Annotated in this window: 20 protein-coding genes and 4 pseudogenes; 14 read left to right on the forward strand and 10 right to left on the reverse strand. The window is 68.8% G+C overall.

The window, feature by feature from the left end; all coding sequences use genetic code 11:
* Window positions 1–236 precede the first annotated feature (236 nt).
* Window positions 237–2,213 carry a pectinesterase family protein gene (locus tag PUR53_RS40295; RefSeq protein ID WP_329911751.1) on the reverse strand — a complete coding sequence of 659 codons (1,977 nt, stop codon included), beginning with the start codon at window positions 2,211–2,213 and terminating at the stop codon, window positions 237–239.
* Between the two features lie 139 nt (window positions 2,214–2,352).
* Window positions 2,353–3,021 carry a response regulator transcription factor gene (locus PUR53_RS40300; protein WP_443080418.1) on the reverse strand — a complete coding sequence of 223 codons (669 nt, stop codon included), beginning with the start codon at window positions 3,019–3,021 and terminating at the stop codon, window positions 2,353–2,355.
* On the opposite strand from PUR53_RS40300, the pseudogene PUR53_RS40305 reads away from it, so the two are divergent.
* Window positions 3,011–3,501, forward strand: a pseudogene (locus PUR53_RS40305) (transposase); the annotation flags it as partial. The gene PUR53_RS40300 and the pseudogene PUR53_RS40305 sit on opposite strands and share 11 nt — an antisense overlap.
* Window positions 3,502–3,730: 229 nt before the next feature.
* On the opposite strand, the gene dmpG reads toward PUR53_RS40305, so the two are convergent.
* From dmpG to mhpD, 3 genes are read right to left on the reverse strand one after another with little or no spacing between them, the layout of a single operon-like run.
* The gene (gene dmpG / locus PUR53_RS40310; protein ID WP_329911754.1) at window positions 3,731–4,750 is read right to left on the reverse strand and encodes a 4-hydroxy-2-oxovalerate aldolase; all 1,020 of its coding nucleotides are present in this window, start codon (window positions 4,748–4,750) and stop codon (window positions 3,731–3,733) included.
* Entirely contained in the window at window positions 4,747–5,691 is a 945-nt protein-coding gene (locus tag PUR53_RS40315) for an acetaldehyde dehydrogenase (acetylating) (protein ID WP_329911756.1), read from the reverse strand. The genes dmpG and PUR53_RS40315 overlap by 4 nt, the downstream gene beginning before the upstream one ends.
* Window positions 5,688–6,500, reverse strand: coding sequence for a 2-keto-4-pentenoate hydratase (gene mhpD, locus PUR53_RS40320; protein WP_443080428.1), 813 nt, complete (start codon window positions 6,498–6,500; stop codon window positions 5,688–5,690). Before mhpD ends, PUR53_RS40315 begins: the two co-directional genes overlap by 4 nt.
* Window positions 6,501–6,670: 170 nt before the next feature.
* Between mhpD and PUR53_RS40325 the strand changes: the two genes are divergently transcribed.
* The 7 genes and pseudogenes from PUR53_RS40325 to PUR53_RS40355 all read left to right on the forward strand — a co-directional run bounded on the left by PUR53_RS40325 (window position 6,671) and on the right by PUR53_RS40355 (window position 13,536).
* The gene (locus PUR53_RS40325; RefSeq protein ID WP_329911998.1) at window positions 6,671–7,393 is read left to right on the forward strand and encodes an IclR family transcriptional regulator; all 723 of its coding nucleotides are present in this window, start codon (window positions 6,671–6,673) and stop codon (window positions 7,391–7,393) included.
* A gap of 301 nt (window positions 7,394–7,694) precedes the next feature.
* Entirely contained in the window at window positions 7,695–9,932 is a 2,238-nt protein-coding gene (locus PUR53_RS40330; RefSeq protein WP_329911999.1) for an ATP-binding SpoIIE family protein phosphatase, read from the forward strand.
* Window positions 9,933–10,446: 514 nt separating this feature from the next.
* A complete protein-coding gene (locus PUR53_RS40335; RefSeq protein ID WP_329911760.1) occupies window positions 10,447–11,091 on the forward strand; it encodes a TetR/AcrR family transcriptional regulator in 645 nt (214 codons plus the stop codon).
* 182 nt (window positions 11,092–11,273) lie between these two features.
* Window positions 11,274–11,569: pseudogene (locus tag PUR53_RS40340) on the forward strand (hypothetical protein); the annotation flags it as partial.
* Window positions 11,535–12,606, forward strand: a pseudogene (locus PUR53_RS40345) (NAD(P)-dependent alcohol dehydrogenase). The pseudogenes PUR53_RS40340 and PUR53_RS40345, both read left to right, overlap by 35 nt.
* 199 nt (window positions 12,607–12,805) lie before the next feature.
* Window positions 12,806–13,054, forward strand: a complete 249-nt coding sequence (locus PUR53_RS40350) for a hypothetical protein (RefSeq protein ID WP_329912000.1) — start codon at window positions 12,806–12,808, stop codon at window positions 13,052–13,054.
* Window positions 12,952–13,536 carry an NAD(P)H-binding protein gene (locus PUR53_RS40355; protein ID WP_329911762.1) on the forward strand — a complete coding sequence of 195 codons (585 nt, stop codon included), beginning with the start codon at window positions 12,952–12,954 and terminating at the stop codon, window positions 13,534–13,536. Before PUR53_RS40350 ends, PUR53_RS40355 begins: the two co-directional genes overlap by 103 nt.
* 673 nt (window positions 13,537–14,209) lie before the next feature.
* Here PUR53_RS40355 and PUR53_RS40360 read toward each other — a convergent pair.
* The 3 genes from PUR53_RS40360 to PUR53_RS40370 all read right to left on the reverse strand — a co-directional run bounded on the left by PUR53_RS40360 (window position 14,210) and on the right by PUR53_RS40370 (window position 16,681).
* Window positions 14,210–14,830, reverse strand: a complete 621-nt coding sequence (locus PUR53_RS40360; RefSeq protein ID WP_329911764.1) for a flavodoxin — start codon at window positions 14,828–14,830, stop codon at window positions 14,210–14,212.
* Window positions 14,831–14,922: 92 nt separating this feature from the next.
* Entirely contained in the window at window positions 14,923–15,741 is an 819-nt protein-coding gene (locus PUR53_RS40365) for an SDR family oxidoreductase (RefSeq protein WP_329911766.1), read from the reverse strand.
* A gap of 88 nt (window positions 15,742–15,829) precedes the next feature.
* Window positions 15,830–16,681, reverse strand: a complete 852-nt coding sequence (locus PUR53_RS40370) for an aldo/keto reductase (RefSeq protein ID WP_329911767.1) — start codon at window positions 16,679–16,681, stop codon at window positions 15,830–15,832.
* Between the two features lie 150 nt (window positions 16,682–16,831).
* Between PUR53_RS40370 and PUR53_RS40375 the strand changes: the two genes are divergently transcribed.
* The 3 genes from PUR53_RS40375 (at window position 16,832) to PUR53_RS40385 (ending at window position 19,140) form a co-directional block, all read left to right on the forward strand.
* Entirely contained in the window at window positions 16,832–17,749 is a 918-nt protein-coding gene (locus PUR53_RS40375) for a helix-turn-helix transcriptional regulator (protein WP_329911769.1), read from the forward strand.
* Between the two features lie 192 nt (window positions 17,750–17,941).
* Window positions 17,942–18,787 carry an SDR family oxidoreductase gene (locus PUR53_RS40380; protein WP_329911771.1) on the forward strand — a complete coding sequence of 282 codons (846 nt, stop codon included), beginning with the start codon at window positions 17,942–17,944 and terminating at the stop codon, window positions 18,785–18,787.
* A gap of 149 nt (window positions 18,788–18,936) precedes the next feature.
* Window positions 18,937–19,140, forward strand: a complete 204-nt coding sequence (locus PUR53_RS40385; RefSeq protein ID WP_329911772.1) for a hypothetical protein — start codon at window positions 18,937–18,939, stop codon at window positions 19,138–19,140.
* A gap of 21 nt (window positions 19,141–19,161) precedes the next feature.
* Here the strand turns inward: PUR53_RS40385 and PUR53_RS40390 are convergent, their stop codons facing one another.
* Window positions 19,162–20,094 (reverse strand): helix-turn-helix transcriptional regulator, encoded by a 933-nt coding sequence (locus tag PUR53_RS40390; RefSeq protein ID WP_329911773.1) that lies wholly within the window; start codon window positions 20,092–20,094, stop codon window positions 19,162–19,164.
* A gap of 158 nt (window positions 20,095–20,252) precedes the next feature.
* Window positions 20,253–20,660 (reverse strand): winged helix-turn-helix transcriptional regulator, encoded by a 408-nt coding sequence (locus PUR53_RS40395; RefSeq protein ID WP_329911774.1) that lies wholly within the window; start codon window positions 20,658–20,660, stop codon window positions 20,253–20,255.
* Between the two features lie 95 nt (window positions 20,661–20,755).
* Here PUR53_RS40395 and PUR53_RS40400 point away from each other — a divergent pair, with 95 nt between their 5' ends.
* The 3 genes and pseudogenes from PUR53_RS40400 (at window position 20,756) to PUR53_RS40410 (ending at window position 23,711) form a co-directional block, all read left to right on the forward strand.
* The gene (locus tag PUR53_RS40400; RefSeq protein ID WP_329911775.1) at window positions 20,756–21,394 is read left to right on the forward strand and encodes an NAD(P)-dependent oxidoreductase; all 639 of its coding nucleotides are present in this window, start codon (window positions 20,756–20,758) and stop codon (window positions 21,392–21,394) included.
* A gap of 36 nt (window positions 21,395–21,430) precedes the next feature.
* Window positions 21,431–22,186: pseudogene (locus PUR53_RS40405) on the forward strand (NADPH-dependent F420 reductase); the annotation flags it as partial.
* Between the two features lie 514 nt (window positions 22,187–22,700).
* Window positions 22,701–23,711: an SMP-30/gluconolactonase/LRE family protein gene (locus tag PUR53_RS40410; protein ID WP_329911776.1), complete on the forward strand. Its 1,011-nt coding sequence runs from the start codon at window positions 22,701–22,703 to the stop codon at window positions 23,709–23,711.
* Window positions 23,712–24,811: the final 1,100 nt, after the last annotated feature.

Here is a 24,811-nt window from a genome sequence, read left to right on the forward strand (position 1 = left end):
TCAACGGACCGAAGTCCCGGAAGCAACCCGTAGACAACCGACGGGCCCTCCCGGAAAGGGCCTGGTCTCGGCGAGCGCGGTGCCACGGCCGGCCCAGAGGCTCGCGGCGGGGGCGGCGGGGCCGGGACGGTCGTGCTGTCCCGGCCCCGCCGTGGTTCACCGCCCCGCGAGGGCGAGGGCGAGGGCGAGGGCGAGGGCGGTGACGGTGGGCGTTGTGCCTGCCACCGCGGCTGCGGTCAGAAGCCGAGCGGGTTCCATCCGTCGGTGCCGGCCAGGTACTTCTGGGCGGTGTACTCGGCAGCCTCGGCGTCAGTCAGCTGCGGTGACTCCGAGCCGTGGCCGGCCCCGGGACCGAAGTTGTGGTACTCCCTGAAACGGCCGAACAACCGCCAGGGCTGGTCGGGGAGCATGTCGGTCCAGGGTTGCGCGTCCTTGATGCCCGCGCCGATGTCGCAGCTGCGCACTACTGCCTGGGGCCATGCGTCCTCCGTGTTGTTCCACGGTCGGCCGAGGTGCATCGTGTCGTTCGATACACCGCTGGTGGTGATCGTGCAACTGTCGAGCAGGATCCCGTACTTCTTGCTGTAGTCGGTGTTCGGCGCGAGTATCGTGCCGTTGGGCCACGGGAGCACCTGGATCGTGGACAGGGCGACCACCGCGGTGGCGTTACCGAAGATGAAGTCCACGTCGCCCCGGATGAAGCAGTTGACGAAGTACTGCCGGGCCTGGGTCGTAGACGTCTCCCCCTTGACGAGCAGGGTGTCCTGATGGCTCATGATCGCGACGTTGTGGTACACCTGCCGGTCACCCATGGCGGCGACCGCGACGGCCTGGGTCTCGTACGGGCTGATCTCCGGGTGGGCGTTGCGGTCGAAGGTGTTGCTGATCGTGAGGTGCCGGACGGTCAGGTTGGCCGGCCTGAAGGTGGCCACGGCGCTGCCCTGGGTGCCGTACTTCAGGCCGGTCGCAGGGTTGATCATCCCGTTGCACCTGGTGTTGTAGATGACGACGTCCGAGCGCTGGCCCGAGACACCCTCGATCGTCAGCCCGGTCCTGTCCTTCGGGACGCTGAGGATTTCGTGGTAGACACCCGTGTCGATGACGATGGTGTTCGCGCCGCTACTGTCTGCGGCGTTGATCGCCTCCTGCACGGTCCAGTGGTCGCCGGTGCCGTTGGCCGCGACGAGCAGCGTGCCGCCCTCGAGAAGTTCGTCCCTATGGCTGCGGGGGTGGCTGTAGGTGTCCTTGCTCGCGTGGTGGGCCAGGTTGAGGTCCCTCGCGAGTTCTCTCGCCAAGCGGTAGACGACTGAGCCGATCGTCAGTGTCGCAGAGAGGACGGGAAGCCCCCTCAGGAACGCGTCCAGATACGTTTCGCTCATCCGGAGCCAGTTGTTGTGCTGCTCTATGTGTTGCGGGGGGACGGTGTACGCCTGCCCTGTTCGAAACGCCTCGATGGTCCCAGCCGCTTGGTTCCGGAACCGAGCGGCTTCGGAGACTCCCACGATTACTTGAAGGATGGACGCCGCCGCGATCCGGACGTAACCGACGAGGCTGCTGTCACCTGCGTGCAGCCTCAGCACGGCATCGTTGAGGCTTTGGACACTGATCTGCATGTTGTCGCGGGTGGCGCCCTGTCCCCTCAGGGCGTCGTAACCGGCGAGGTTCTCGTACCGGCGGTTCGTAATGCTGCCAGGGTCGTCCGGACCGTTGGTCAGGCGGGCTCTGCCTTGCGGAATACCCCCCTGGCCGTTCGTCAGGTTCGGTTCCAGCGGGAAAAAGTCGCCGAGCGTTACGACGCCGCCGCCGTCCTCGGTGCCCGGGAACCAGCCCACGACGTAGGCGTCCAGCCGGCGCAGGAACACCCGGATGAACTCGGGCCTGTCCTCGGCGTGCAGATCGATGGTGATGTACGCGTTGGCCCCGCTGCTCTGGGTCACGTCGACGGGGTGCCCCACTTCGACACCCTGGTCCAGCGTTCTGGTCTGGTGGTCGGAGATTGCGTCCGTGACGCCCCTCAGCATTCGGGCGTAGCCCCTCCTGTCGTCTGCGGGCTCACCGGTGATCCGCCAGGTGACATTCGCGCCGGTCGCGGCGCTGGCGCTGGGGGCGCCGGACAGCATCGCGCCGCCGGCCAGCATGCTGCCGGCCGCCACAGCGACGGCGCTGGTGAGAAATGACCTCCGGGGAAGCTGACCCCGCGTTTCGTTCGTCACATGAGCTCCTTCTGCCACCGGTCGTTGGCCGCGTTCCCGCCACAGATCCGGTACGTCAATGCCGAAAGCCTCGGTGCGGGGTCCGCTCCGAGGCCATGGGTATTAGTACGGGTCTGGGTGGGTCCCGGCCCGGGTATTTCTACGGGGTTGTCCTACGGGGTGGGCATCTGGTTCGCTGTCCACCAGGACGCGATCCGGGACGGGATGCGAAGCCGAGCTTGGCCAGGATGTTCTCGACGTGGCCGTGGACCGTGCGCGGGGAGCGTCCGAGGGCGGAGGCGATCTGCCGGTTACTCATGCCATGTGCCACCAGTGCGGCCACTTCCCGCTCCCGAGGCGTCAGCGGGCTCGGGGAGAGGGCTGCGGCGGTCGGCTCGGGTCGCGCGCGCAGAGCGTAGGCGATGGCCTCGTCGGGGCCCCGGTGGCGGCCGCCCTCCGTGAGGGTCTGCTCGTACGCGGCCGGGCCCAGGGTTCCTACGACGTCGTCCTCGCAGCGGGCATGCTGCTCGACCATGTGCGGGCCGAAGGTCGCGATGGTGGTGTCGGTGTCCCGCCACAGGGTGCGCGCGGCGCCCAGCAGCCGTGCCGCTTCCTCCCGGTCGCCCCGTGCGGCGGTGATCCAGGCCAGCTCCTCCAGCATCAGCGCGACTCGGTTGTAGTCGTTGAAGCCCTGCTCATTCTCCAGCACGTTCCGGACGAGGATGGAGGCCCCGTCGTGGTCGCCGCGTATCCAGGCGTCGTACCCGAGGGTCCACAGTGCGTGCGCGTGGGCCAGCCGCTCATTGAACCTTCCCCCTGACATCGTCATCCCCTCCCTGGCCGCCGTCCACACCCAGCGACGGGCGATGGAAGCCCAGATCAACGCCCTGCTGGAGGCGCACCCTCTTTCCCCGGTCCTGACATCGATGCCCGGCGTCGGCGTCAGGACCGCCGCCGTCCTGCTGGTCACCGTAGGCGACGGCACCAGCTTCCCCACCGCCGCCCACCTGGCCTCCTACGCCGGCCTCGCCCCGACCACGAAGTCGTCCGGGACCTCGATCCACGGTGAACACGCGCCACGGGGCGGAAACTGCCAGCTCAACGGGCGATGTTCCTGTCCGCCTTCGCCTGCCTGAACGCCGACCCGGCCTCCCGCGCCTACTACGACAAGCAACGCACCCGCGGCAAGACCCACACCCAGGCACTCCTCCGCCTCGCCCGCCAACGCATCAGCGTCCTGTTGGCCATGCTCCGAGACGGCACCTTCTACGAATCCCGCACGCCCGCGGACGTCGAGCTCGCCGTATAACCCCAGCAAGACCGAATCACCCCCAACCCGACAGGGGTGCCTTGACGAAGGACGTAGAGGCACCCCCGGATCCGAAGCCACAATCGCCGGAGGCTCGCTTACGTAGGTCGACGTCGTCGACGACTTGGTGCTCTCGCGCTGCTGGCCCAGGGGAAGCAGCTTCCGGCTTACCGGCAGTGGTGAGCCCCGGCCGGGCGTCGGCCGGGGCTCACTTCTTTGTCGCCCGCGATCAGGAGGTGCTCTCCGTCCGCGCCACCAGGTCGAGGGCGATGTCGGTGATCATGTCCTCCTGCCCGCCGACCATGCCTCGCCGACCGACCTCGACCAGGATGGTTCGGGTGTCGAGGCCGTAGCGGGCGGCGGCGGTTTCGGCGTGGCGCAGGAAGCTGGAGTACACGCCCGCGTAGCCGAGGCTGAGGGTCTCCCGGTCCACCCGCACCTCACGGTCCTGCAGCGGCCGTACGAGGTCGTCGGCGGCGTCCATCAGGGGGAACAGGTCGCAGGCGTGCTTCCAGCCCATCAGGTCAGCGACCGCGATGAACGCCTCCAGGGGACAGTTGCCGGCGCCGGCGCCCTGTCCGGCGAGGGAGGCGTCGACGCGTACAGCGCCGCTCTCGACGGCGACGATGGTGTTGGCCACGCCCAGGGCGAGGTTGTGGTGGGCGTGGATTCCCAGCTCGGTGGCCGGGTCGAGGACGTCGCGGTAGGCGCGGAAGCGGTCGCGTACGCCGTCCATGGTGAGCCGGCCGCCGGAGTCGGTGACGTATACGCAGTGGGCGCCGTACGACTCCATCAGCTTGGCCTGGCGGGCCAGGTCGGCCGGTTCGGCCATGTGGGACATCATCAGGAACCCGGCGACGTCCATGCCCAGGTCACGGGCGGCGGCGATGTGCTGGGCGGAGATGTCGGCCTCGGTGCAGTGGGTGGCGATACGGACGCTGCGGATGCCCAGGGTGTGCGCCTGCCTCAGGTCGTACAGGGTGCCGATGCCGGGCAGCAGCAGAGTGGTGGGTACCGCGTGGTGCGTGACGTCGGTGACGGCCTCGATCCACTCCCAGTCGGTGTGGGCGCCCACGCCATAGTTGATGCTGGAGCCGGACAGTCCGTCGCCGTGGGCGATCTCAATGGCGGCCACGCCGGCGGTGTCCAGCGCGGCAGCGATCGCGCGCGCCTGGTCGACGGTGTAGCGGTGCCGGGCGGCGTGCATGCCGTCCCGCAGGGTCACGTCCTGGACGTACAGACGGGTCATCGCGCGGCCCTCTCGGTGGAACGGTGGGCGGCCATGCGTTCCGCGGTGCGCAGCGCGGCCGAGGTCATGATGTCGAGGTTCCCGGCGTAGGCCGGCAGGTAGTGGGCGGCCCCCTCGACCTCCAGGAAGACCGACACCTTCAGGGCCTCGTCGGTGCCGGGAGCGAGGGCGCGCAGCGGGTCGTCCGCCGTCACCCGGTCGAATTGCACCTTCTGCTTGAGCCGGTAGCCGGGCACGTACGCCTGGACCCGGCCGACCATCTCCTCGATCGACGCCGTGACGTCCTCGGTGGCGCAGTCGGACATCAGGCAGTGCACCGTGTCCCGCATGATCAGGGGCGGCTCGGCCGGGTTGAGCACGATGATCGCCTTGCCGCGCGCGGCGCCGCCGACCCGCTCGATGGCCGAGGAGGTGGTCTCGGTGAACTCGTCGATGTTCGCCCGCGTGCCGGGGCCCGCGGAGCGGGAGGCAATGGACGCGATGATCTCCCCGTAGTGGACCGGGGTGACCGCGTTCACCGCGGCGACGATCGGGATGGTGGCCTGGCCGCCGCAGGTGACCATGTTGACGTTCGGGGCGTCGAGGTGGACGTCGCCGTTGACCGGGGGTACCACGTAGGGGCCGATGGCCGCGGGGGTGAGGTCGACGAGAGTGCGGCCCAGCGGACGGAGCACGTCCTCGTGATGGCGGTGGGCACCGGCCGACGTCGCGTCGAAGACGATCTCGACGTCGACGAATTCGTTCAGGGCCACCAGGCCCTCGACACCGTCGTGCGTGGTGGCCACCTTCAGGCGGCGGGCCCGGGCCAGGCCGTCGGAGTCCGGGTCGATCCCGGCCATCGCTGCGATCTCCAGGCTCTCGGAGAGCCGCAAGATCTTGATCATGAGGTCAGTGCCGATGTTGCCGGAGCCGATGACGGCGACCTTGGTCCTGCTGCTCACTGGTTATCTCCTTCTGCCGTGCCTGTTGCTGCGGCTTCTCCGGCGAACCCGACGCGTACGGAGCCCAGCTCGGAGATGTGGGCCTCGAAGTAGTCACCCGGGGTGGCGGGGGCCATCGGGCCCAGGGCCCCGGTGAGCACCAGGTCGCCCGCCCGTAGCGGGTCGCCGCGCTCCGCGAGGGCACGGGCCAGCCAGACCGCCGCGTTGAGGGGGCTGCCGAGACAGGCGACGCCGGTGCCCTCCGAGACGGCTGACCCGTTGCGGGCCATGGTCATGGTCACGGCGCGGAGGTCGACCCCGGTGAGCGGCACGGGAGTGGCGCCCAGGACGTACAGACCGCAGGAGGCGTTGTCGGCGACCGTGTCGACGAGGGAGATGTTCCAGTCCGCGATACGGCTGTCGACGATCTCCAGCGCGGGCAGCGCGAAGTCGACCGCGCGCAGCACGTCCACGACCGTGCACTCGCGGTGCGGAAGATCGCTGCCGAGCACGAGCGCGACCTCGGCCTCCACCTTGGGCTGCAGCAGCCGCCCGACCGGCACCTTGCCGCCGTCCGGCACGGCCATGTCCGCGAACAGTACGCCGAAGTCGGGCTGGTCCACGCCGAGTTGGCGCTGCACGGCAGGCGAGGTCAGGCCGATCTTGCGGCCGACGATACGTCGTCCGGCATCCAGGCCGCGCCGGACGTTCAGCTGCTGCACGGCGTACGCGGTCTCCAGGTCGCCGCCTTCGTCGAGCAGGGTCCGCACTGGTGGGCAGGCGACCCCGGTGCGGGTGGCCTCCGCCAGCAGGTCGGCGGCCTTGACCACGGCCGGTGGAACGGCGTCCGGGCGGACGCTATCGAGCACGGTCGACACGGGATACCTCCAGAGGGGGAGTGGTGGTCCGGGCGAGGCTCCCGGTACAGACATCGATATAGACAGCACCCCGTCGATGGGACAACATCTGTTCCGTGACACGGAACATCATCGGCGGCAGCATGCTGGAAAAGGCCACCTTCATCCTTGAATCCTTCAGTCCGAGCGGCGGGCCGTACCGGCTGTCGGAACTATCGGAGCGCACGGGCCTTCCCAAGCCGACAGTGCACCGGCTGGCGGCGGACCTGGTCCGGCTGGGCTGGCTGGAGCGCGCTGGCACCCAGTACCGGCTCGGCGCGAAGCTCTTCGAACTCGGCTCACTCGTCCCGCACCGGCTCGATCTGCGGGAGACTGCCCTGCCCTTCCTGCATGACCTGTTCGAGGCCACGCGCGAGACCGTCCACCTCGGCGTCCGCGAGGGACTGGATGTCGTCTACCTCGAACGTATCCACGGCCACGAGGCCCTGCAACTGCCCTCCCGCATCGGCGGCAGCCTGCCCCTGACCTGCACCGGCGTCGGCAAGGCCCTGCTCGCCTTCTCCGGCGCCGAGCTGGCCGAGGAGGTGCTGTCCCGCCCGCTGCCCAGCCTCACGCCGTACTCCATCACCGACCCGGCCCGCCTACGCATGGCCCTGGAGAAGACCCAGGTCTCCGGCCTCGCCTATGAGGAACAAGAGGCTGCCCTCGGCGTCAGCTGCATCGCCGCCCCTGTCTTCGCGGGCGACGCCACGGTCGCCGCCCTCTCGGTGGCGGTCCCCCGTACCCGCTTCAGCCCCGCCCAACTCGCTCCCGCCGTACGGACGGCGGCCCTGGGCCTGTCCCGTGTGCTGCGCGGGGGCGGCTGATCGCAACACAGGTGCTGTCGCCTGACGAGGCATACGCCCGGCGTCGACCAGGGGGTGCCGTCTTCCCGGCACCGGGTCGTCGCGGCGGCCTCGCCTTGAATTGGCGAATCGCCCAAGGGCCCTTTGCAGGCCGGGGCGGTGTTCGGGTCGTCAGGTGAGCAGGCCGACGTCGCCGCACCGCCGTTGCGTCAGCGTTTGTCTGGGCGTCTGCGGGTCCTGCGTCGGCACCGGGTGCCTTGCCGGCTGTGCCTGGACCGCGGTGGCCGCCTCCAATACTTGCGCGTCGATGCGCAAACCCGCCATGGTCGGATATGCCCACCTATATGCATTGCGCGTAGCATTTTCTGTTGTGACGAGCAACGTCGAGGCTTTCCTCTCCGAAGTTGCCCGAGGGCTCAAGCCTCGAGCGGACCAGCTGGTCGACGTGGTGGTACACCTTATCCGCAGCGAGCTTCCCGAGCTGTGGAAATACGAGGACCTCGCCACTGCGGTATCGGTGGCCGTGTCCGGACATGTCATCGCCGTGCTGGATCTCAACGAGCACAGCCTCGATGTGACCAAGGTCGAGGCCCTGCCTGCTGGTATCGACGTTGCTCGCCGGTTCGCTCGGCACGGTGTGCCCATCAACAAGCTCCTGCGCAGCTATCGGCTCGGCCACGCAGGTCTGCTTCAGCTGATCTGTGACGAGGCGGCCCATCTCACCAGCGACACGGAACTGATCAGCGCGACGGTGATCGCACTGGGTGCGCAGAGTTTCGAGTACATCGACCGCACCTCGGAACAGGCCGTCATGGCGTACCAGGAGGAACGCGACCGCTGGCTGCAGCGGCGGCTGATCCTGATCAACGAGGCCGGCGCGCGGATCGGAACTACGCTCGACATCACCCAGACTGCGCAGGAGCTGGCAAACGTCAGTACCGACCACTTCGCCGATCTCGTCACCGTTGAACTGCTCGACTCCGCGTTCCAGGAAGCGGGCGTGGAGCCGACGCCCGCATCGCCGGTACTTCGGCGGGTCGCTCAGCAGCCCCTATTGGACGGCTGTCCGGAATCAGAGGGTGGCACAGGGCAGAAGCACACCTACCCCGAGGAGTCGGATCCGGCTCGCGCAATGGCCACCGGGCAGCCTCAGCGGCACCAGATCACGACGTCCGACATCCCTGGCTGGTTGGGTGTGTCCCCGGACTACAGACGTGCCCTGCGCACCTTCGGTGTCCACTCGATCCTTCTGGTGCCGCTGCAGGCCCGTGGAAATACCTTGGGACTTGCTCAATTCATGCGTCACCGGACCACAGACCCCTTCGACGACGACGATCTGCTCTTGGCCAACGAGATCGCGTCCAGAGCAGCCGTCTCCATAGACAACGCCCGCCGCTACACCCACGAGCGCTTCACCGCACTCACCCTCCAGCGCAGCTTGCTGCAGCAGCAGGCGCCGGAACAGCCCGCTGTCGAGACAGCATGCCGTTACCTCCCCTGCGGATCCCGCGCGGGCGTGGGTGGCGACTGGTACGACGTGATCCCGCTCTCTGGAGCTCGCGTCGCCCTCGTCGTGGGGGACGTGGTCGGCCACGGCCTCCATGCCTCCGCCACCATGGGCCGACTGCGGACGGCCGTCCGTGCTTTCGCCGACATCGACCTGATCCCCGACGAACTGCTGACCCACCTGGACGATGTGGTCATCCGCCTCCAACGGGAGGAGGCACGAGGTACCGACGAGATCAGCGCCACGTGCCTCTACGCGGTGTACGACCCGGTGTCCCGCCTGTGCTCCCTGGCCAGCGCCGGACACGTCCTGCCGGCGGTGGTGACTCCATCGACTTCGAGCGGTGATGACCCGGCCTCCTGCAACGTCGATTTCCCGCAGCTGCCGATCGGCCCGCCACTCGGCCTGGGCGGGCTACCTTTCGAAACTGCGCAATTCGAGGTGCCGGAAGGCAGCCTTCTGGTGCTGTACACCGACGGACTCATCGAAGACCGGGCCCGGGACGTGGACACCGGACTCGCACTGCTGCGCGAGGTCCTCGCCGGGACGCCGACCTCGTTGGAGGACACCTGCGACAGACTGCTGTCCACGCTGCTTCCCAGCCGCCCCTCCGATGACGTCGCTCTCCTCATGGCGCGTACGCGGGCTCTTGACGCCGACCAGGTCGCCACGTGGGACCTCCTCCCTGACCCGGCGATCGTCTCCGAAACCCGCAGGTATGCATCCGAGCAGTTGTCCGCCTGGGGGCTGGAGGACCTGGCGTTCACCACGGAGCTCATGGTCAGCGAGCTGGTGACCAACGCCATCCGCTACGGCAAACCCCCCATTCGGCTGCGGATGATCCGCCACACCACTCTGACGTGCGAGGTCTCCGACAACAGCAGTACCGCCCCGCACCTGCGCCGTGCCCGCACCTTCGACGAGAACGGCCGTGGCCTGCTCTTGGTCGCCCAGCTCGCCGGGAACTGGGGCACGCGGCACACCCGCGAAGGCAAGGTCATTTGGGCGGAGCAACAACTTCCGGCTATCGGGACCCCCTTGCCCCACCTGTGACCGCGATCTCGTCAACGATGACCGGGGCGCCGACACAGGACATCGTCGCGATCCCTTCGATTTACGCCGCCTCCAGCGTCTGGAATTCCGAGCCGACAATCACCTGGCCGTTCGCGGCGAACTCGATCCCCTCCGATGCGGTCCGATCCGCATAGATGCGGGCATCGCCTCGACCAGCGTGTCGCATCGCCGCCGCAGCTTGACACGTTGAGCGCCTGAGGTGTCTACGCCGTCACGGCAGAAGGCCGGCAACGCTGGGCACCATGAGGCCGACGTGCCGGTGTCCGGCGGGGCGTCATGTTCAAGCCCGGCGACGTCCTACCCGCCGACGAAGACGGGTTGTTCTCCTCCCGGCGTCGGCACTGGTCCGGCTGCTCGCCGGGCCTGGTTTCTGGTCCCGCTTCGAAGCTCCGGATAACGCGAAGGTCCCGCGTGTCAGAATGGATGAGCCATTCGTTCCGTTCTGTCGATTGCCTGGTTCTGTCGTTCTCCGCATGATCCGTCGAGGTTGTCCGTGACCAAGCCCGTTGCCCGCGTGCCGCAGCGACGTAACGCGCGGTCCAACCGGGCGCGCATCCTGGCTACGGCCCGCCGGGAGCTCGGGAAGAACCCAGACATCACGTTGGAGGAGCTGGCGCGGGCCTCCGGTGTCGTGCGGCGCACGCTCTTTGGGCACTTTCCCGGACGGACGGCGCTGCTTGAGGCGCTTGCCGAGGAGGCTGCCGAGACCCTCCGGGACGCGATTGCTACCGGCGTGAAGCCTACGGAGCCAGCCGAGCGGGCCCTCGCGTACTTCTCGTTGTCGATGTGGCCCGTAGGAGACCGCTACCGGATGCTTCTCGCGCTGGCCCGGCACGACCTGGGCACAGAACGGGTCGCCGAGATCCTGGCACCGGCCCGCGACGCGGTTACGGCCGTTCTGGAGCGGGGACAGCGGGACGGTGTCTTCCACGGCCATGTGCCGCCAGCCGTACTGAGCGCCGGACTGGAGGCGATGACAGTTGCGCTGCTGGAGCAGGTCAACACCGGAGCGCTGGAGGACAACGGCACCCGGGTCACCGTCGTCACGCTCGTCGCGGCCGGTGTGCCGGCGCACCGGGCGTGTGTCGTGGTCGACGATGTCGCCGCCACGTTCGTAGCGGTGACCGCTGACGACTGAGTTGCCGGCACGCATGTCGATGCGGCTTCGAGTCCCGACCTCATGCCTGGGCGCGCGTGCCCGACTCAGGTCAGAACGAGCGAGTACGGAGCGTCAGGCCGCAAGTGGCCTGCCGAGGTCGCCTGAGCGCGGTTCGGAGCTGCTGCCTCACCGTCCTGTGCGCGTCGAGCCCTTGCTGATGGGGCTCCGGGAAGGACCTGGCGGGCAGTGGCGCACGGCTGATGGCGCTGTGCCCGGGCTTCGTGCAGCCCGAGAACAGTATGGACAGAATCCCGAACGGGATGTGGCTCGACGCGTACAAGCTGGTCGCGGCAGCGCTGGCGGACCTGGCGCGTGGCTAGTCGCCGTCCATTCCGGACTCGCGGTACAAGGTGATGATGGGCGTGGTGAAGGTGCTGCTCGGCGGGATCGCTCGAAGACGGGACGGAAGGGCGGGAATCAGTATGCCCACCACAGTCAACGCGTTCCGCGCCCATGAAGCAGGCAAGCCGCTCGTTCCCGTCACCATCGAGCGCCGCGACGTCGGCCCGCACGACGTCGAGCTCGACATCCTGTACTGCGGGATCTGCCACTCCGACATGAACTACGTCGACGGGACGTTCGGCCCGCTGGCCATCAGCCCGCTCGTGCCCGGCCACGAGATCGTCGGCCGGGTCACTGAGATCGGCCCCGAGGTCTCCCGCCATCAGGTCGGCGACCTGGTCGGCATCGGCTGCATGGTCAACTCCTGCCGCACGTGCGAGAACTGCGAGGCAGGCCAGGAGCAGTACTGCCTAAAGGGAAACACCCTTGTCTTCGGGGCCCCCGACCCCGCCGAGCCCGGCGCCCACACCCAGGGCGGCTACTCCGAGGCGATCGTCGCCCCGGAGGACTTCGTCGTCCGCATCCCCGAGACCCTCGACCCGGCCGCCGCCGCTCCGCTGCTGTGCGCCGGCATCACCGTCTACTCCCGCTCAAGCGGTTCGGTGCCTGGCCCGGCACCAAGGTCGCGGTGGTCGGCCTCGGCGGACTCGGCCACCTCGGCGTGAAGATGGCCAAGGCCATGGGCGCCGACGTGACCGTCCTGTCGCAGTCCAGCAGCAAGCGCGAGGCCGCCGCGGCCCTCGGCGCCGACCACTACGCCGTGACCGGTGACGGCTTCGGCGTTCACTGAACTGGCCAGCACCTTCGACATCATCCTGAACGCCGTCAGCGCGCCCGTGTCTCTCTCCGACTACCTCGGGATGCTGCGCCTGCACGGCACCATGGTGAACGTCGGTGTGACGACCGAGCCGATGCCGATGGAGGTCTTCACCCTCCTCCAGAACGGCCGGTCCTTCGTGGGATCGCTGTTCGGCGGCATCGCCGAGACGCAGGAGATGCTCGACTTCGCGGCCGAGCACAGCGTCGCGGCCGACATCGAGCTGATCGACGCGCAGGAGAATCAACACCGCCTACGAGCGGATCCTCACCTCCGACGTCCGCTACCGGTTCGTGATCGACGGCGGGAGCCTCGCGAAGCCGACGCAGGCATGACAGGCCCCCACGTGGACGCCGTACGAGGGCACTGAGAATCGCCCCGTGCGGGGGCGGACTTGACGCACAGGGCGTCGCGATCGCGACGCCCGAGTGAGACCGACGGCACGGGCGCTCATCCCGCCCGTGCCCTGGCGAGGAGGATACGAACATGGCAGAACAGCCCCTGACCGTGCTGGTGGTCGGCGCCACCGGCAGCATGGGACGACTCGTGGTGGCCGAGGCGATCGCCCGCGGACACACCGTCCGGGCCCTGGTGCGTGACCGCGCGAAGGGCGCCCAGTTGCTTTCCGCCGAGCCGAGCTTGCCGTCGGCGATGTCACCCGGCCCGAGACCCTGTCCGAGGTGGTGGCCGGCGCCGACGCGATGGTGCTCACCCTCGGCTCCTTCGGCACCGGCGCTTCCTCGCCGGAGACGGTGGACTACGCAGGCGTACGCAACGTCCTGACCGCCCTCGCCTCGTTGGACGGCGCACGGCCCCGCGTGGCGCTGATGACCTCCATCGGGGCCACCACCCGCAGCAGCAGCTACGGCCATCTGCTGGAGTGGAAGCGTCGCTCGGAGCGACTGGTGCGGGCCAGCGGCCTCACATTCACCATCGTGCGGCCGGGCTGGTTCGACATGAACGGACCCGACGAACACCAGCTGGTGTTCCTCCAAGGCGACCGCCGACGGACGTGTCGCGCGCGCCGACATCGCACGGGTCCTGGTGGGGCCCTCACCGCACTCGAGGCGGCTGGCCGCACCTTCGAGCTGGTGGCCGAACAGGGAGCCGCACCAAGCGACTTGGGGTCCTTGTTCGCGGCGCTGGACCAGGACCCGCCCGGCTCCCTCGACGCCGTACGGGACGAGGCCAACATGCCGCTCGACGCCGAGCCGCAGCGGGTCCGCGACGACCTCGACGCCGTCCGGGAACGCGCCGCAGCCTGACGACAGCCCAGGGCCGCCACGCAACAAGGAGTCAGCGTGCCACCCATCTCCAGCCCGACGGACCGAGAGGCCGTGGGTGAGGCTGGATGCTGTCTGTCTGGCGCATCACCAAGCAGGTGCCTGTGTGTGGTGGCTACGGACGGCCGCCGGCACGAACGGAGACACGAGAGCCTCGGCCTGGTGGTTCGACACTGTCGGCTCTCCTACCGACGGGCCCAGGGCGTTCGCACAGCCAGACGGCCTTCTCCGTCTGTGCTGACTGCCCTGGTGTTCGCCACCGTTGTGCCTGCCCGAGCATGGGTGGGCACGCTGTGCGCCACTGATGTGCTGGTGGAGGAGGAGACTGGGCTGCCATACGCCGCCTCGGGCGGCCGGGGTGGTGTATGCCTGCTGGCATCACCTGCGCGTCCACACTGCTCGTGGTGTTCAAGGCGCCCGGCAGAAGGGCGTTCTGCCCATCAGCGAGGCGAACGAGGCCAGTAACAGGGCCCGCTTGAGGAGCTTGTTGCCACCGAGGGGTGGTCCTTCGCCACGAATGGAGGTGCCCGGGCGGTGGGTCGTGGGAGCCAGAACCCCGTAGGAGGTCAGGTGGGTGGTGGCGGGAAGGCGCCGGCGTCGCCCACGGCGGCCAGGATGCGGGATCCGGGCCTGACGGCGGTTCCCTGCATGGACGTCAGGACCTCGGCGCACCGACGCGCCGCAGCCACGACCTGACCTCGGCATCGGCCTTCCCGACTTCCTCGCCGCGCACCGCCAGCCCTTCCCCGATGGTCGCGCCCGAACAAACTGCCGCGTAGTCGCGCACGGCCGTTCCCAGTCCGCTCATCGCGTACGTCGTGACCGGATGGACCGTCTTGCCGCGGAAGTCGTAGCTCTCGGCGAAGGTCGACATGATCATGGGCGCTCGAACGTTCCAGATGGGGCTGGCCAGAAGCACCACGTCATAACGGTCGATCGAGGACAGGGGGTTGGCGATAGCCGGCCGGGCATCGGCGTCCTGTTCCCGGACGTTGCGCGCGACCGTCGCGTCGTAGTCGTCGGAGTAGGCCTCGGCCGCTTCGATGCGGTGCACGTCGCACTCGATGTGCTCGCTGATCATGCGGGCGAGTACCTCCGTGTTTCCGATCTTGAGGTTGGTGCGTCCGCCGTTGAAGTAGTTCTCTCCCGGCCGGGAGAAGTAGGCCAGCAGGAGCCGCTTCCCGGACGAGGGCGTCGCCGCAGGTCGCTCACTGGCTTCCGGCGTCGCCCCACTGGAGTGCGACGTGGAACAGCCTGTGATCTGGACACCGGTCATGACGGTGACTCCTCCTAGAAGTACGCCGCGCAGGAGCGTCCGTCGCCCTGGTGCGGCGGGTTCGCCCTTCCGTGTAACGAATCCGCCCGCCGTCATCCGCTGGTTCCGTGAGAGGAACGGAAGGCATCGAGATCCGCGCGTACTGCCTGCGGCTCAGCGTCGACGGGAAGGTCGGACGGGTCCAACACGCCGTCCACAGAGCCGGATTCGTCAGTCTTCAGGGCGCTGAAGAGTTCCGTCCAGTTGGCTGGCTCCTTCCCCTCTTCGGCGATGAGCTCGAACGTTTTGCCCAACGCGGTGTCCGTCAGCAGGCTTCGGACGAGCGTCTCGGCGATCTGGTCGCGGGCGATTCCGCCGTCGACCGTGCCGCCCTGTTCCAGTACGAGGCGCCGCTGGGTGGGGCCGGCCTGGTCGAACCAGCCGGGTCGGACGATGGTGTACGGCAGGCCGCTGACACGCAGAAGGCGCTCGGAGCGCCGCTTCCAGGGAGAGTTGCCCGGGATGTCGCTGCGGGTGGCGTAGATGGAGGTCATCAGTGCCACACGCGGCTGGGCGCCGCCGAGAGCCCGCAGGAGGTTGCGCACGCCGCCGTAGTCGACACGGCGGCGGGTCTCGGGGTCGCCGCCGGAGCCGTGGGTGAGGACGATGGCATCGGCTCCTTCGACCGCGTTCCGCAGGGAGGCGGGATCCTCGAGGTCGCCCCGCACCAGTTCGACGCCGGGGAGCAGCCGCTCTCCGCGGCGCACGTCGCGTACCAGTGCCCGCAGGCGCAGGCCGTGCCGCTGTGCGGCCTCCACCGCGAGCCGCCCGATGCTGCCGGTCGCGCCGACCATGAGTACGTCGGTGATGTGCTGCTTCTGGGACATGGTGAGGTCCTGGTCCGTGAGGTGGGGGCCGTCTGAGGACGCCATGAAGGTGCCCCTCCTGGGCGGGTGTTTAGGGCCGTACGGGAGGAGTGCTCGCGCGAGAGCTTGTTCTGGTGCGGTGCCGCCTGTCGGCTCAAGCCTCCAGCCGCCGTGCGCTGAGCCAGTTGACCATCGCCGGGTCGTGGTGGTCGAAGAACAGCGTCGCCCCGGTCTCCAGCGTGGCGATGGCCGCCATCTGGTCGCCGGTGAGCTCAAAGTCGAAGATGTCGAAGTTCTCCGCCATACGGTCGGCGCGGACCGACTTGGGGATCGCGACGACGCCGCGCTGGGTCAGCCAGCGGAGGACGACCTGTGCCACCGACTTGTCATGGCTCGTGCCGATCTCGCTCAGGACGGGGTGGGTGAAGATGTCGTTCTTGCCCTCGGCGAACCCGCCCCACGACTGGATCTGCACCCCGTGCTCGCGCATGAGCTCCTGGTCGGCCGTGCGCTGGAAGAACGGGTGGGTCTCGATCTGGTTGACCGCGGGCGTGACCTTGCTGTTGAGGACGAGGTCGAGAAGCCGGTCGGGGTAGAAGTTGGCGACACCGATCGCCCTGACGCGGCCCTCGCGGTTGAGGGCCTCCATGGCGCGCCACTGGCCGTACACGTCGCCGTAGGGCTGGTGCATCAGGTACAGGTCGAGGTGGTCCAGGCCGAGCTTGTTCAGCGAGGTCTCGAAGGCGCGCTTGGTGTTCTCCTCGGCGGGCGCGTCCTGGACCCACAGCTTGGTCGTGACGAACAGCTCCTCGCGCGGGATGCCGCTGTTCTTGATCGCCCGGCCGACGGCCTCCTCGTTGCCGTACGCAGCGGCGGTGTCGAGCAGCCGGTAACCGGCTGCGAGGGCCTCGGTGACGGCCTGCTCGGTCTGCTCCGGCGGAATCTGGTAGACGCCGAAGCCGAGGATCGGCATCTCGACGCCGTTGTTGAGGGTGACGGTCTGCATGGGGGGTCCTTACATTTCGCGGGTTCTTCGAGCATCCCGCCATTGCGACCCAGGTGGCAGGTCGAGCTGTGCCGGGGAGCGGCGTTCGGGGTAATGACAGGGCCCCCCACGCGCCTGCCACCCAGGTCAACGCGGTGTGACACTGACGGCATGGCATCCGAGCAGAGCACAGACAGGGGCGACGGCGGAGAGCTGGGCCAGTTCCTGCGCGCGCGGCGTACTCAGACGAGCCCCGACCAGGTCGGCCTCACCGTGGGCACCGGACTGCGCCGCACCCCTGGTCTGCGCCGCGAGGAACTGGCCACACTCGCCGGTATCAGCATCGACTACTACGTCCGCCTCGAGCGCGGCAAGGAGACCCGTCCCAGCCCTGCCGTGCTCGACGCGATCGCCCGCGCCCTGCACCTCGACGACGCCGAGCACCAGCACCTGCGCGAGCTCGCCACCCGGGCCGCGCGGTACGCCCCCGAGCCTCCTCCGCCGCCGAGCCGCACCGTGCGCCCGCACCTGAAGCTGGTCCTGGAGACACTGCGTCCGAGCCCCGCCTACGTCATCAGCCGCAGCATGGACCTGCTCGCCTGGAACCCCGGCGGCCTCGCCCTGTTCGCGGGACTCGCCGACTGGCCCGCCACCCAGCGCAACATCGCCCGCTACCTCTTCCTCCACCCCACCGCGCCCATCCTCTTTCCAGACTGGGACTACCAGGTCCGCGGTTGCGTAGCCCGGCTGCGCGCCCAGTCCGGCATCGACCCGGACGCCCCCGACCTCACCGACCTGGTGGGTGAACTCCTGCTCAAGAGCCCCGATTTCGTCAAGCTGTGGGAGCGCTACGACGTCGTCGGTCGCAAGAAGATCCAGAAGACCTTCCACCACCCCGACGTCGGTGTCCTCACCCTCAGCGGCCAGAGCATGCACCTCGAAGACACCCCTGGCCAACGCCTCGGCGTCTACACCGCCGAACCCGGCACCCCCGACCACGACGCCATGCTCCTGCTCGACCTGACCGCACCCGAGCCCGCCGCGCATCCGGACAAGCTGGCGGAACAGCAACGGCGTACACGATCCTGACCGACACGCCTTCCGGCTCCCTGGACTGGAAGTCGAGGGCGACTTCGCCGACGTCGGAGTCGGGGAAGGTCTTGCGGCCGCGGCTGGTGCCCTTGACGTTGCAGCTCTCCCGCAGACACGCGAACTCCCGCATCTTCAACAGTGGTTGACACACCGGGGTGCCGGATCACGGCGCCTGAAAGGACATTTCTCATGAGCAAGGTCATTCTCGTCACCGGTGCCGGACGCGGTCTGGGCACGGACATCGCCCGCGAGGCCCTCGCCGCCGGCCACCAGGTCGTCGCCACCGGCCGCCGCCCCGAGGAGGTCGAGAAGACCCTGGGCGGGCCGCAGGACAACCTGCTGGTCACCCAGCTGGACGTCACCAGCCTCGAGGACGCCGAGGCCGCAGCGCAGACCGCTGTCGACCGCTTCGACCGCATCGACGTCCTGATCAACAACGCCGGGAACTTCTTCGCCGGCTACTTCGAGGAGATCCCGCCCGCGCAGATGCGCCAGCAGATCGAGACCAACCTCTTGGGCCCGATGAACGTCACCCGAGCCATCCTGCCGATCATGCGCAAGCAGCGCGCTGGCCACGTCATCACCCTGTCCTCCTCCGCCGGCATCATCGGGCAGGAGTTCTGCGTCGCCTACGCCGCCTCCAAGTTCGGCGTGGAGGGCTGGATGGAGTCGCTGCGCTTCGACGTGGAGCCGTACAACATCCACACCACGGTCGTGGAACCCGGCTTCTTCCGCACAGAGCTGCTTGTGGAAGGCTCCACCACTTGGCCGGAGCCGACCATCGACGACTACGCCGAGCGCACCACCGCAACGATCGCGGGCTGGAAGAGCATGAACGGCCAGCAGTCAGGCGACCCCGCCAAGCTCGCCCGCGCCCTCCTGACCATCGCCGACCAGCAGGAGCCGCCGCTGCGCTTCGTCGCCGGTGCCGACGCCATCGAGGGCGTGAAGGCCAAAGCCCAGGAACTGCTGGCACAGGCCGAGGCATCCCGCGAGCTTGGCGCCAACCTGGCCTACGAGGACTCGAACACCTGAGCACTCACTGTGGGGCAGCCCCTTCAGAACCGGGTGGGATCCAACCCAGCTGGCGCGGGCATGGCAGCCCAATGTCAGCCGCTTCCCGTTCCCGACCCGTGTTGACTCAGCGCGGGGCATCGCCAGGCGCCGGCAGGCTGGTCAGCTCTGTGACGGCCTTCGACGGGGGGGACGCAGGGGCGGACATTCTCCGGCTTCTTGTGCCGGGACTTCGCACCAGCTACATCTGCGGCGACTCGCACCACGAGCTTCTCTCAGGGGTTCCCGAAACGGGTTTCGTCGAGGGGGCCGACCTCGTGATGGAAGGCGGCACGATCGCGACGCTGCGCACCGGGGAGCTGACCAGTTCCTGAACACGTGCGCGTCCGTGGCCGTCAGCCGTACCGGTTGGCCGTGGGGGTGCCGGCGGCCAACCCGGTCCCGGTCTGGGGCTGTTCCATGTCGAGGAGCACCATCACGTCATACGCCGGAGTGCCTGGCTCGGCGTAGTAGAAAATCAGGCGGTGACCGCCGGTGCCGTCCAGATCGACGGCTTGAAATCCGAGCGTGAAGACGCCGAACTCCGGGTGGTGGAAGGTTTTTGTGCCGGTGGTGTGGCCCTGGACGTCGTAGTGCTCCCACAACTTGGCGAAGTCGGGGCTTTTATCACGCAGTTCAGCAATGAGGCTGCCGAGTCCCGGGGTATCGGGGTCGGTGCCGGCGAGTGCGCGCAGCCGGGCGACGCAGCCGCGGATCTGGTTCTCCCAGTCGTCGGGATACAGGACGCGGGCCCCCGGATGCAGGGCGAGCCACCGTACGACGTTGCGCTCCTCGGGCGGTGTGTCGGTCATACCGGGCAGCAGGCGCAGGCCGCTGGGGGTGGCGGCGAGCAGTTCGTAGGTGCGGCTGACGACGTGGGCGGGGTTGGGCCGCAGTGTCCGGAGGAGCAGTTCGATGCCCCGGTCCACGGCCGGAGGATGCCCGGCGCGATCTGGTCGCCCGGTCCCGTTGCCGCCGCGGGCCGTGCGGGCGGCCAGGTCGCGCAGGTATGCGCGCTCCGTCTCGCCCAGACGCAGGGCGGAGGCGAGGGCCTCGACGACGGACGGGCTGGGCCGGGTCTCCTTCCCGCGTTCGAGTCGGGTGTAGTAGTCGATGCTCACCCCGGCGAGCGTCGCGAGCTCCTCACGGCGAAGGCCTGGCGTCCGGCGCGGCCCCGGACCAACGGGCAGGCCGACGTCCGCAGGCATGACCTGGGTTCGGCGGGCCCGTAGGAAACAGCCCAGCTCGCTGTCGGCGCTCCGGCCGCCAGTCTGTCGCTTGTGCTCCATTTGTGGCACCTCTGTGAGCTGCGTGTTCGATGACGCTGGCTGGACACGTACCCGCGCTGTGGTCCATCAGACCTGTTAGCCCACAGTGCACCTCGCCCTTTGCGCGCGGCGGCGGGGACTGCCCCCGCTGATCGCATCGGCGAGCTTCAAAAACTCCCTCAGTCGACCGTGTCGTCCGCGAGTGACGCCGAGCTGGTGCCGTTCGCGCGTTGGTGGGCGACGATGCCGGGCAGTTGCTCATAGATTGCGTCGATCAGGTCGCAGATGCGTTCGGCTATCGGGCGGCCGAGGCCGGTGAGCTCGTAGTCGACCCGCCTGGCGACCGTGGGGTGCGGTGTGCGTGCGACGAGGCCGTCGTCCTCCAGGCGCTGGAGGGTCTGCCACAGCATCCGGTCGGAGACCCCGGACACGTTGCGACGCACCTCGGCGAACCGCAGAGGACCTTCGACCAGGGCGGCGAGGGTCAGGGCCCCCCACCGGCCCGTCGCGTGCTCCAGTACCTCCCGCGAGGTGCACTGCGGATCGAACACGCTCATCCCGGCCACGCGATCGGTCCCTCGGCTCATGAGCTCATGCTAAACGGGTGCTGTGCTTATTCAAAGTAAGTACTGTACTTTCGTAAGTATGAGCCGCTAGGGCTCCTGAAGGGAGACGTTGGCCGATGAAATTCCTCCTCCTTGGCGCCACCGGCGCCACCGGCACCCTGTTCATGGAACGGGCAACCGCAGCCGGACACGAGGTGGTCGCCTTCGTCCGCGACGCCTCCAAGATCACCCCGGCCGACCGGCTGACCGTGGTCGAAGGGGACGTCCGCGACGCCCGTGCGCTCGCCGAAGCGATGCGCGGCGCCGACGCTGTGGTCAGCACCCTCGGTCTCGGCAGGGTCAAGGATCCCGGGAACCTGATCGCCGACACCACGCGTGCGCTGGTCCGGGCCGCCGAGGACAGCGGTACCAAACGCGTACTGATCATGTCGGCGTTCGGGGTCGGCGACTCCCTGGCCAAAGCCTCCGCGTTCGCCCGGTTCCTCTACAACTCGGGCGGCAAGGCCACGTTCGCCGACAAGGCCGCGGGGGAGCGGATCCTCACCGCCTCCGGCCTGGACTGGACGCTGGCCTACCCGGTGCTGCTGACCAACAAGCCCGCCACGGGCGACGTCCACGCCGTCGACCTGACCACGCTCGACCGCCTGCCCGGCCTGCCCAGGATCTCCCGAGCCGACGTCGCCGCCTTCCTGCTGGACGCCGCCGTCGCAGGCTCGTGGTCCCAGCGCACCGCGGTACTCACCGCCGGCCGCTGACCGCCTCGTCACGCCACCTCACACGACCCACAAGGATATCGACCCGTGACCAAGACCCTCGGCCTCATCGGCGCCGGCAACATCGGCAGCGCGTTGGCCCGCCTGGCGGTCGCCGCCGGCCTGAATGTCGTACTGAGCAACTCCCGCGGCCCCGAGACCCTCGCCGACCTCGTCGCCGAACTAGGCGAGCAGGCTCGCGCGGCCACACCCGCGGAGGCCGCGCAAGCCGGCGACCTGGTGGTGGCGACCGTCCCGCTGAACACCTACGCGCAGCTCCCCGCCGCCGCCCTGGCCGGCAAGACCGTCATCGACACCATGAACTACTACCCCGAGCGCGACGACCGGATCGCCGAGCTCGACGCCGGCGAGCAGACCTCCAGCGCCCTGGTCCAGCGACACCTGGCCGACTCCCAGGTGGTCAAGGCCTTCAACAGCATCGACTTCGTGCGCCTGTTCACCTCCGCCCGGCCCGCCGACGCCGACGACCGTAGCGCCCTGCCCATCGCCGGTGACGACAAGGCTGCCAAGTCCCAGGTGACCGAGCTGCTGGACGTCCTGGGCTACGACGCCGTGGACATCGGCACGCTCGCCGACAGCTGGCGCAGTGAGCCGGGCACCCTCGTCTACGTCCGGCCGTACTTGCCGACACGGCCTGCGGGGCTGACCGACGAGGAGATGGGGCGCTGGTTCTTCGAGGTCCCGGGCGTCCCGGTCCCCGCCGACAAGGTGAGGGAACTGACCGACACCGCCGTCCGGCGTTCCGCGGGCGACGCCCGCGCGACCCTCGCCTAGGACTGGACGAGGAGACGGGGACCATGGAATTGCTGGGCGACATGAGCGATCGGCTGGCTGATTTTCAATCGTCGGGGTCCCCACCGCCTGTTCGGCGGGTGGGGGGGGGCTGTGTCACAGCCTGGAGCACAGCTCCCCGGCACAACCCGGCCTGTCACATACCAAGCCAAGCTCTTAGCTTGGCATTGGGCCACGTAGCCACGTGCGACGCCTGAGACCACCGGACACATCGCCTGTGCTCGCTCGACCTTGTGACCGTCACCCCCGCCAGACCAGGTACCGGACGGTGCTCCCTGCCGCGACGAATTCGGCTGATGCGTCTGGGCAACGCCGACGCGGGGGACGGGGGGCGGGGACATCGAACTGAGCTCGGCCGACTTGGCCAAGCCCGACGAGCTGCTCACCCTGCGTGGGCAGCCGCTACTGGAGCCGCTGCTTCTCCCCAGCCTGTCCGCGCCCTGCTAAGGGGTGCCCAGGCTGAGTGAGGGCACGGCCGTAACACAAAGAGAATGCGATGAACCACAGACGAATCCACCTGAAGAAGCGGTTCAGACTCGCGGCGGCGGTTGCCGTGACGTCTGCCGTCCTCGTCTCGGCGCCGTGCGCGTCCGCGGCGACAGAGCAGGCACAGCCGAAGCCGGTCGTCACTCAAGTGAAGACCATCGCCTCGTTCGACTTCGCCGTCGGCGATGCGCCGGAGAACGTCACCCTCAACCCGGACGGCTCGCTGACCGTCTCGATGCTGGGCGGTTCGGCGGGCAGGCGGCCGGCGCTCGTGCGGGTCGACGTGTCCGGCCACCGTGAGGTGCTCGTCGCCGGGCAGCCGGGCGACATGATCACCGGCAACACGCGCGGGCGCGACGGCACCGTCTACTACAACGTGTCATCCGCCGACGCCGCCCGGTCCGGCGTGTGGAAACTGCCTTCTGGGGCAAGCCCCCGGCGCATCGCCGCCCTGCCCGCCGGTGATCTCCCCAACGGCCTGGCCATCGACCCGGCCGGACTCACCCTGTATGTCGCCGAAAGCTTCAAGGGTGCCGTCTGGACCGTTCCGGTTTCGGGCGGAACGGCGACTCGCTGGCTGACCGACGCCTCCCTCGCGCCGGCGGAATCCCCGCTGCCGTTGGGCGCGAACGGGCTCCGTTTCCACGACGGCGCCGTGTGGGTCTCCAACTTCAGCCAGGGCACCCTGCTGCGCGTGCCGGTCACCGCCACCGGATCGGCGGGCCGGGTCCACGTCGTGACCAGCGGCGTCGTGGGCATAGACGACTTCAACTTCCTGAGCCGGCGGTCCAACGTGGTGTTCGCCGCGCTGAACAGCTCCAACGAGATCGCCGTGGTCTACCCGAGCGGCGCCAAGAAGACCGTGCTGACCGGCGCGGACGGGCTCGCCTCGCCGACCGCCACCGTGGTGCGCAGACAGCGGCTGTACGTCACCGACGGCGGGTTCGCCGAGTCCCGTGACGCGAAACTGCAACAGGGGAAGATCAACTTCTCTGCCCTTTTCGCCGACGCGGCGTCCTAGCGGGTCAGCCGGGATCCGAAGCAGCAAGGCTCGATCCGGAGCCCAGCCGACCCGACGGATTTCCTGCGGAAATCGGGAAGGCCGTCAGGCTCTCCCAGTACAGCAGCACCGGCGGGAGATCAGCACGACCGCGTCGGGCGGCAGAAGGACCTCGCGCAGCACGGGGCGAAGCCGAGCGGTACGCCGGCGACGAGCAGCAGGATGGGCGGGGGCGACGCGCAGGCGTTGCCCTGGCCGCCATTGTCGAGGGACGCTCCGAGCACTGACCGGTCCGTCGGCCACGTCTCACGCATGCGCATTTGGGCCTGTGGGGGGCAGACAAGTGCGCTGGCAGGTCTTCATTGTCAGCAGCGCCGAACTGCTGCACGGCGCTGAGCAGGCCGCCGGCCGAATCCGGCAGCTGGTATAGGACCGCACGCCGCATGAGTCGGCCCACGCGATCTCCGATCGCTTGTCGTCGTTGTGGGTGATGTGGAGACGGCTGTGGGTTCGTCCCCCGCCGACGGACGCCTCGGGGCGTGGAAAGGTTTGACGAGGTGCCTGTGCGCTCCGCGACAGTCAGGTGAGCGACGGTTGAGTGGGGGGCCCTGCTGTTCCCCTGATCAGTGCGGTCTGCCTCGCGGCGGGCGGAGGCGCCAGGCTGAGTGAAGTTTCCTTCCCCGTACCGATGAGAGGAGTTCCACCCCATAGCGGACGAGCCGACCCTCGCACGGCGGCTGTTCGGTGATTTCGCGCTGCAGCCAGTCGAGCTGACCGACGATGTGCTGTTCGCCAAGGACTGGGCTGACATCTCACTTCGCACCTGAAGCGGGCGCCGGCCAGCGCCCCCGCCGTGGACGAGCCACAGGCGGCCATCACGCGTCTGGCCTTCTACTCCGGATGGCCTTCCTCTGCGATGACAGCACGCTCGGTAGCCGTCGCAGTGTCTGGCTCGTCGGGCACGGTGACGCCGTCCGCCTGCGGGCGACACGGCCCTCCTCACAACCGCACCTTGCACGGACGCCACCGTCTACGGCACGCATGCCCCTTGGCAGCTCATCCGGCCTTCGGCTACGCCTGCGCGAACGGCGTGTGGACAGCACTACGGGTCGGCACGAGCT

The sequence above is a fragment of the Streptomyces sp. SP18BB07 genome (assembly GCF_036322545.1).
In the GTDB taxonomy this organism is placed as follows: domain Bacteria; phylum Actinomycetota; class Actinomycetes; order Streptomycetales; family Streptomycetaceae; genus Streptomyces; species Streptomyces deccanensis.

Coding starts and splice junctions, on each gene's coding strand:
- PUR53_RS40370 (WP_329911767.1), bottom strand. CDS start 16,681: ATGCAGACCGTCACCCTCAACAACGGCGTCGAGATGCCGATCCTCGGC.
- PUR53_RS40390 (WP_329911773.1), bottom strand. CDS start 20,094: ATGGAGCACAAGCGACAGACTGGCGGCCGGAGCGCCGACAGCGAGCTG.
- PUR53_RS40360 (WP_329911764.1), bottom strand. CDS start 14,830: ATGACCGGTGTCCAGATCACAGGCTGTTCCACGTCGCACTCCAGTGGG.
- PUR53_RS40410 (WP_329911776.1), top strand. CDS start 22,701: ATGAACCACAGACGAATCCACCTGAAGAAGCGGTTCAGACTCGCGGCG.
- PUR53_RS40380 (WP_329911771.1), top strand. CDS start 17,942: ATGAGCAAGGTCATTCTCGTCACCGGTGCCGGACGCGGTCTGGGCACG.
- PUR53_RS40325 (WP_329911998.1), top strand. CDS start 6,671: ATGCTGGAAAAGGCCACCTTCATCCTTGAATCCTTCAGTCCGAGCGGC.
- PUR53_RS40330 (WP_329911999.1), top strand. CDS start 7,695: ATGGTCGGATATGCCCACCTATATGCATTGCGCGTAGCATTTTCTGTT.
- dmpG (WP_329911754.1), bottom strand. CDS start 4,750: ATGACCCGTCTGTACGTCCAGGACGTGACCCTGCGGGACGGCATGCAC.
- PUR53_RS40365 (WP_329911766.1), bottom strand. CDS start 15,741: ATGGCGTCCTCAGACGGCCCCCACCTCACGGACCAGGACCTCACCATG.
- PUR53_RS40400 (WP_329911775.1), top strand. CDS start 20,756: ATGAAATTCCTCCTCCTTGGCGCCACCGGCGCCACCGGCACCCTGTTC.
- PUR53_RS40395 (WP_329911774.1), bottom strand. CDS start 20,660: ATGAGCCGAGGGACCGATCGCGTGGCCGGGATGAGCGTGTTCGATCCG.
- PUR53_RS40300 (WP_443080418.1), bottom strand. CDS start 3,021: ATGACGATGTCAGGGGGAAGGTTCAATGAGCGGCTGGCCCACGCGCAC.
- PUR53_RS40375 (WP_329911769.1), top strand. CDS start 16,832: ATGGCATCCGAGCAGAGCACAGACAGGGGCGACGGCGGAGAGCTGGGC.
- PUR53_RS40350 (WP_329912000.1), top strand. CDS start 12,806: ATGGGACGACTCGTGGTGGCCGAGGCGATCGCCCGCGGACACACCGTC.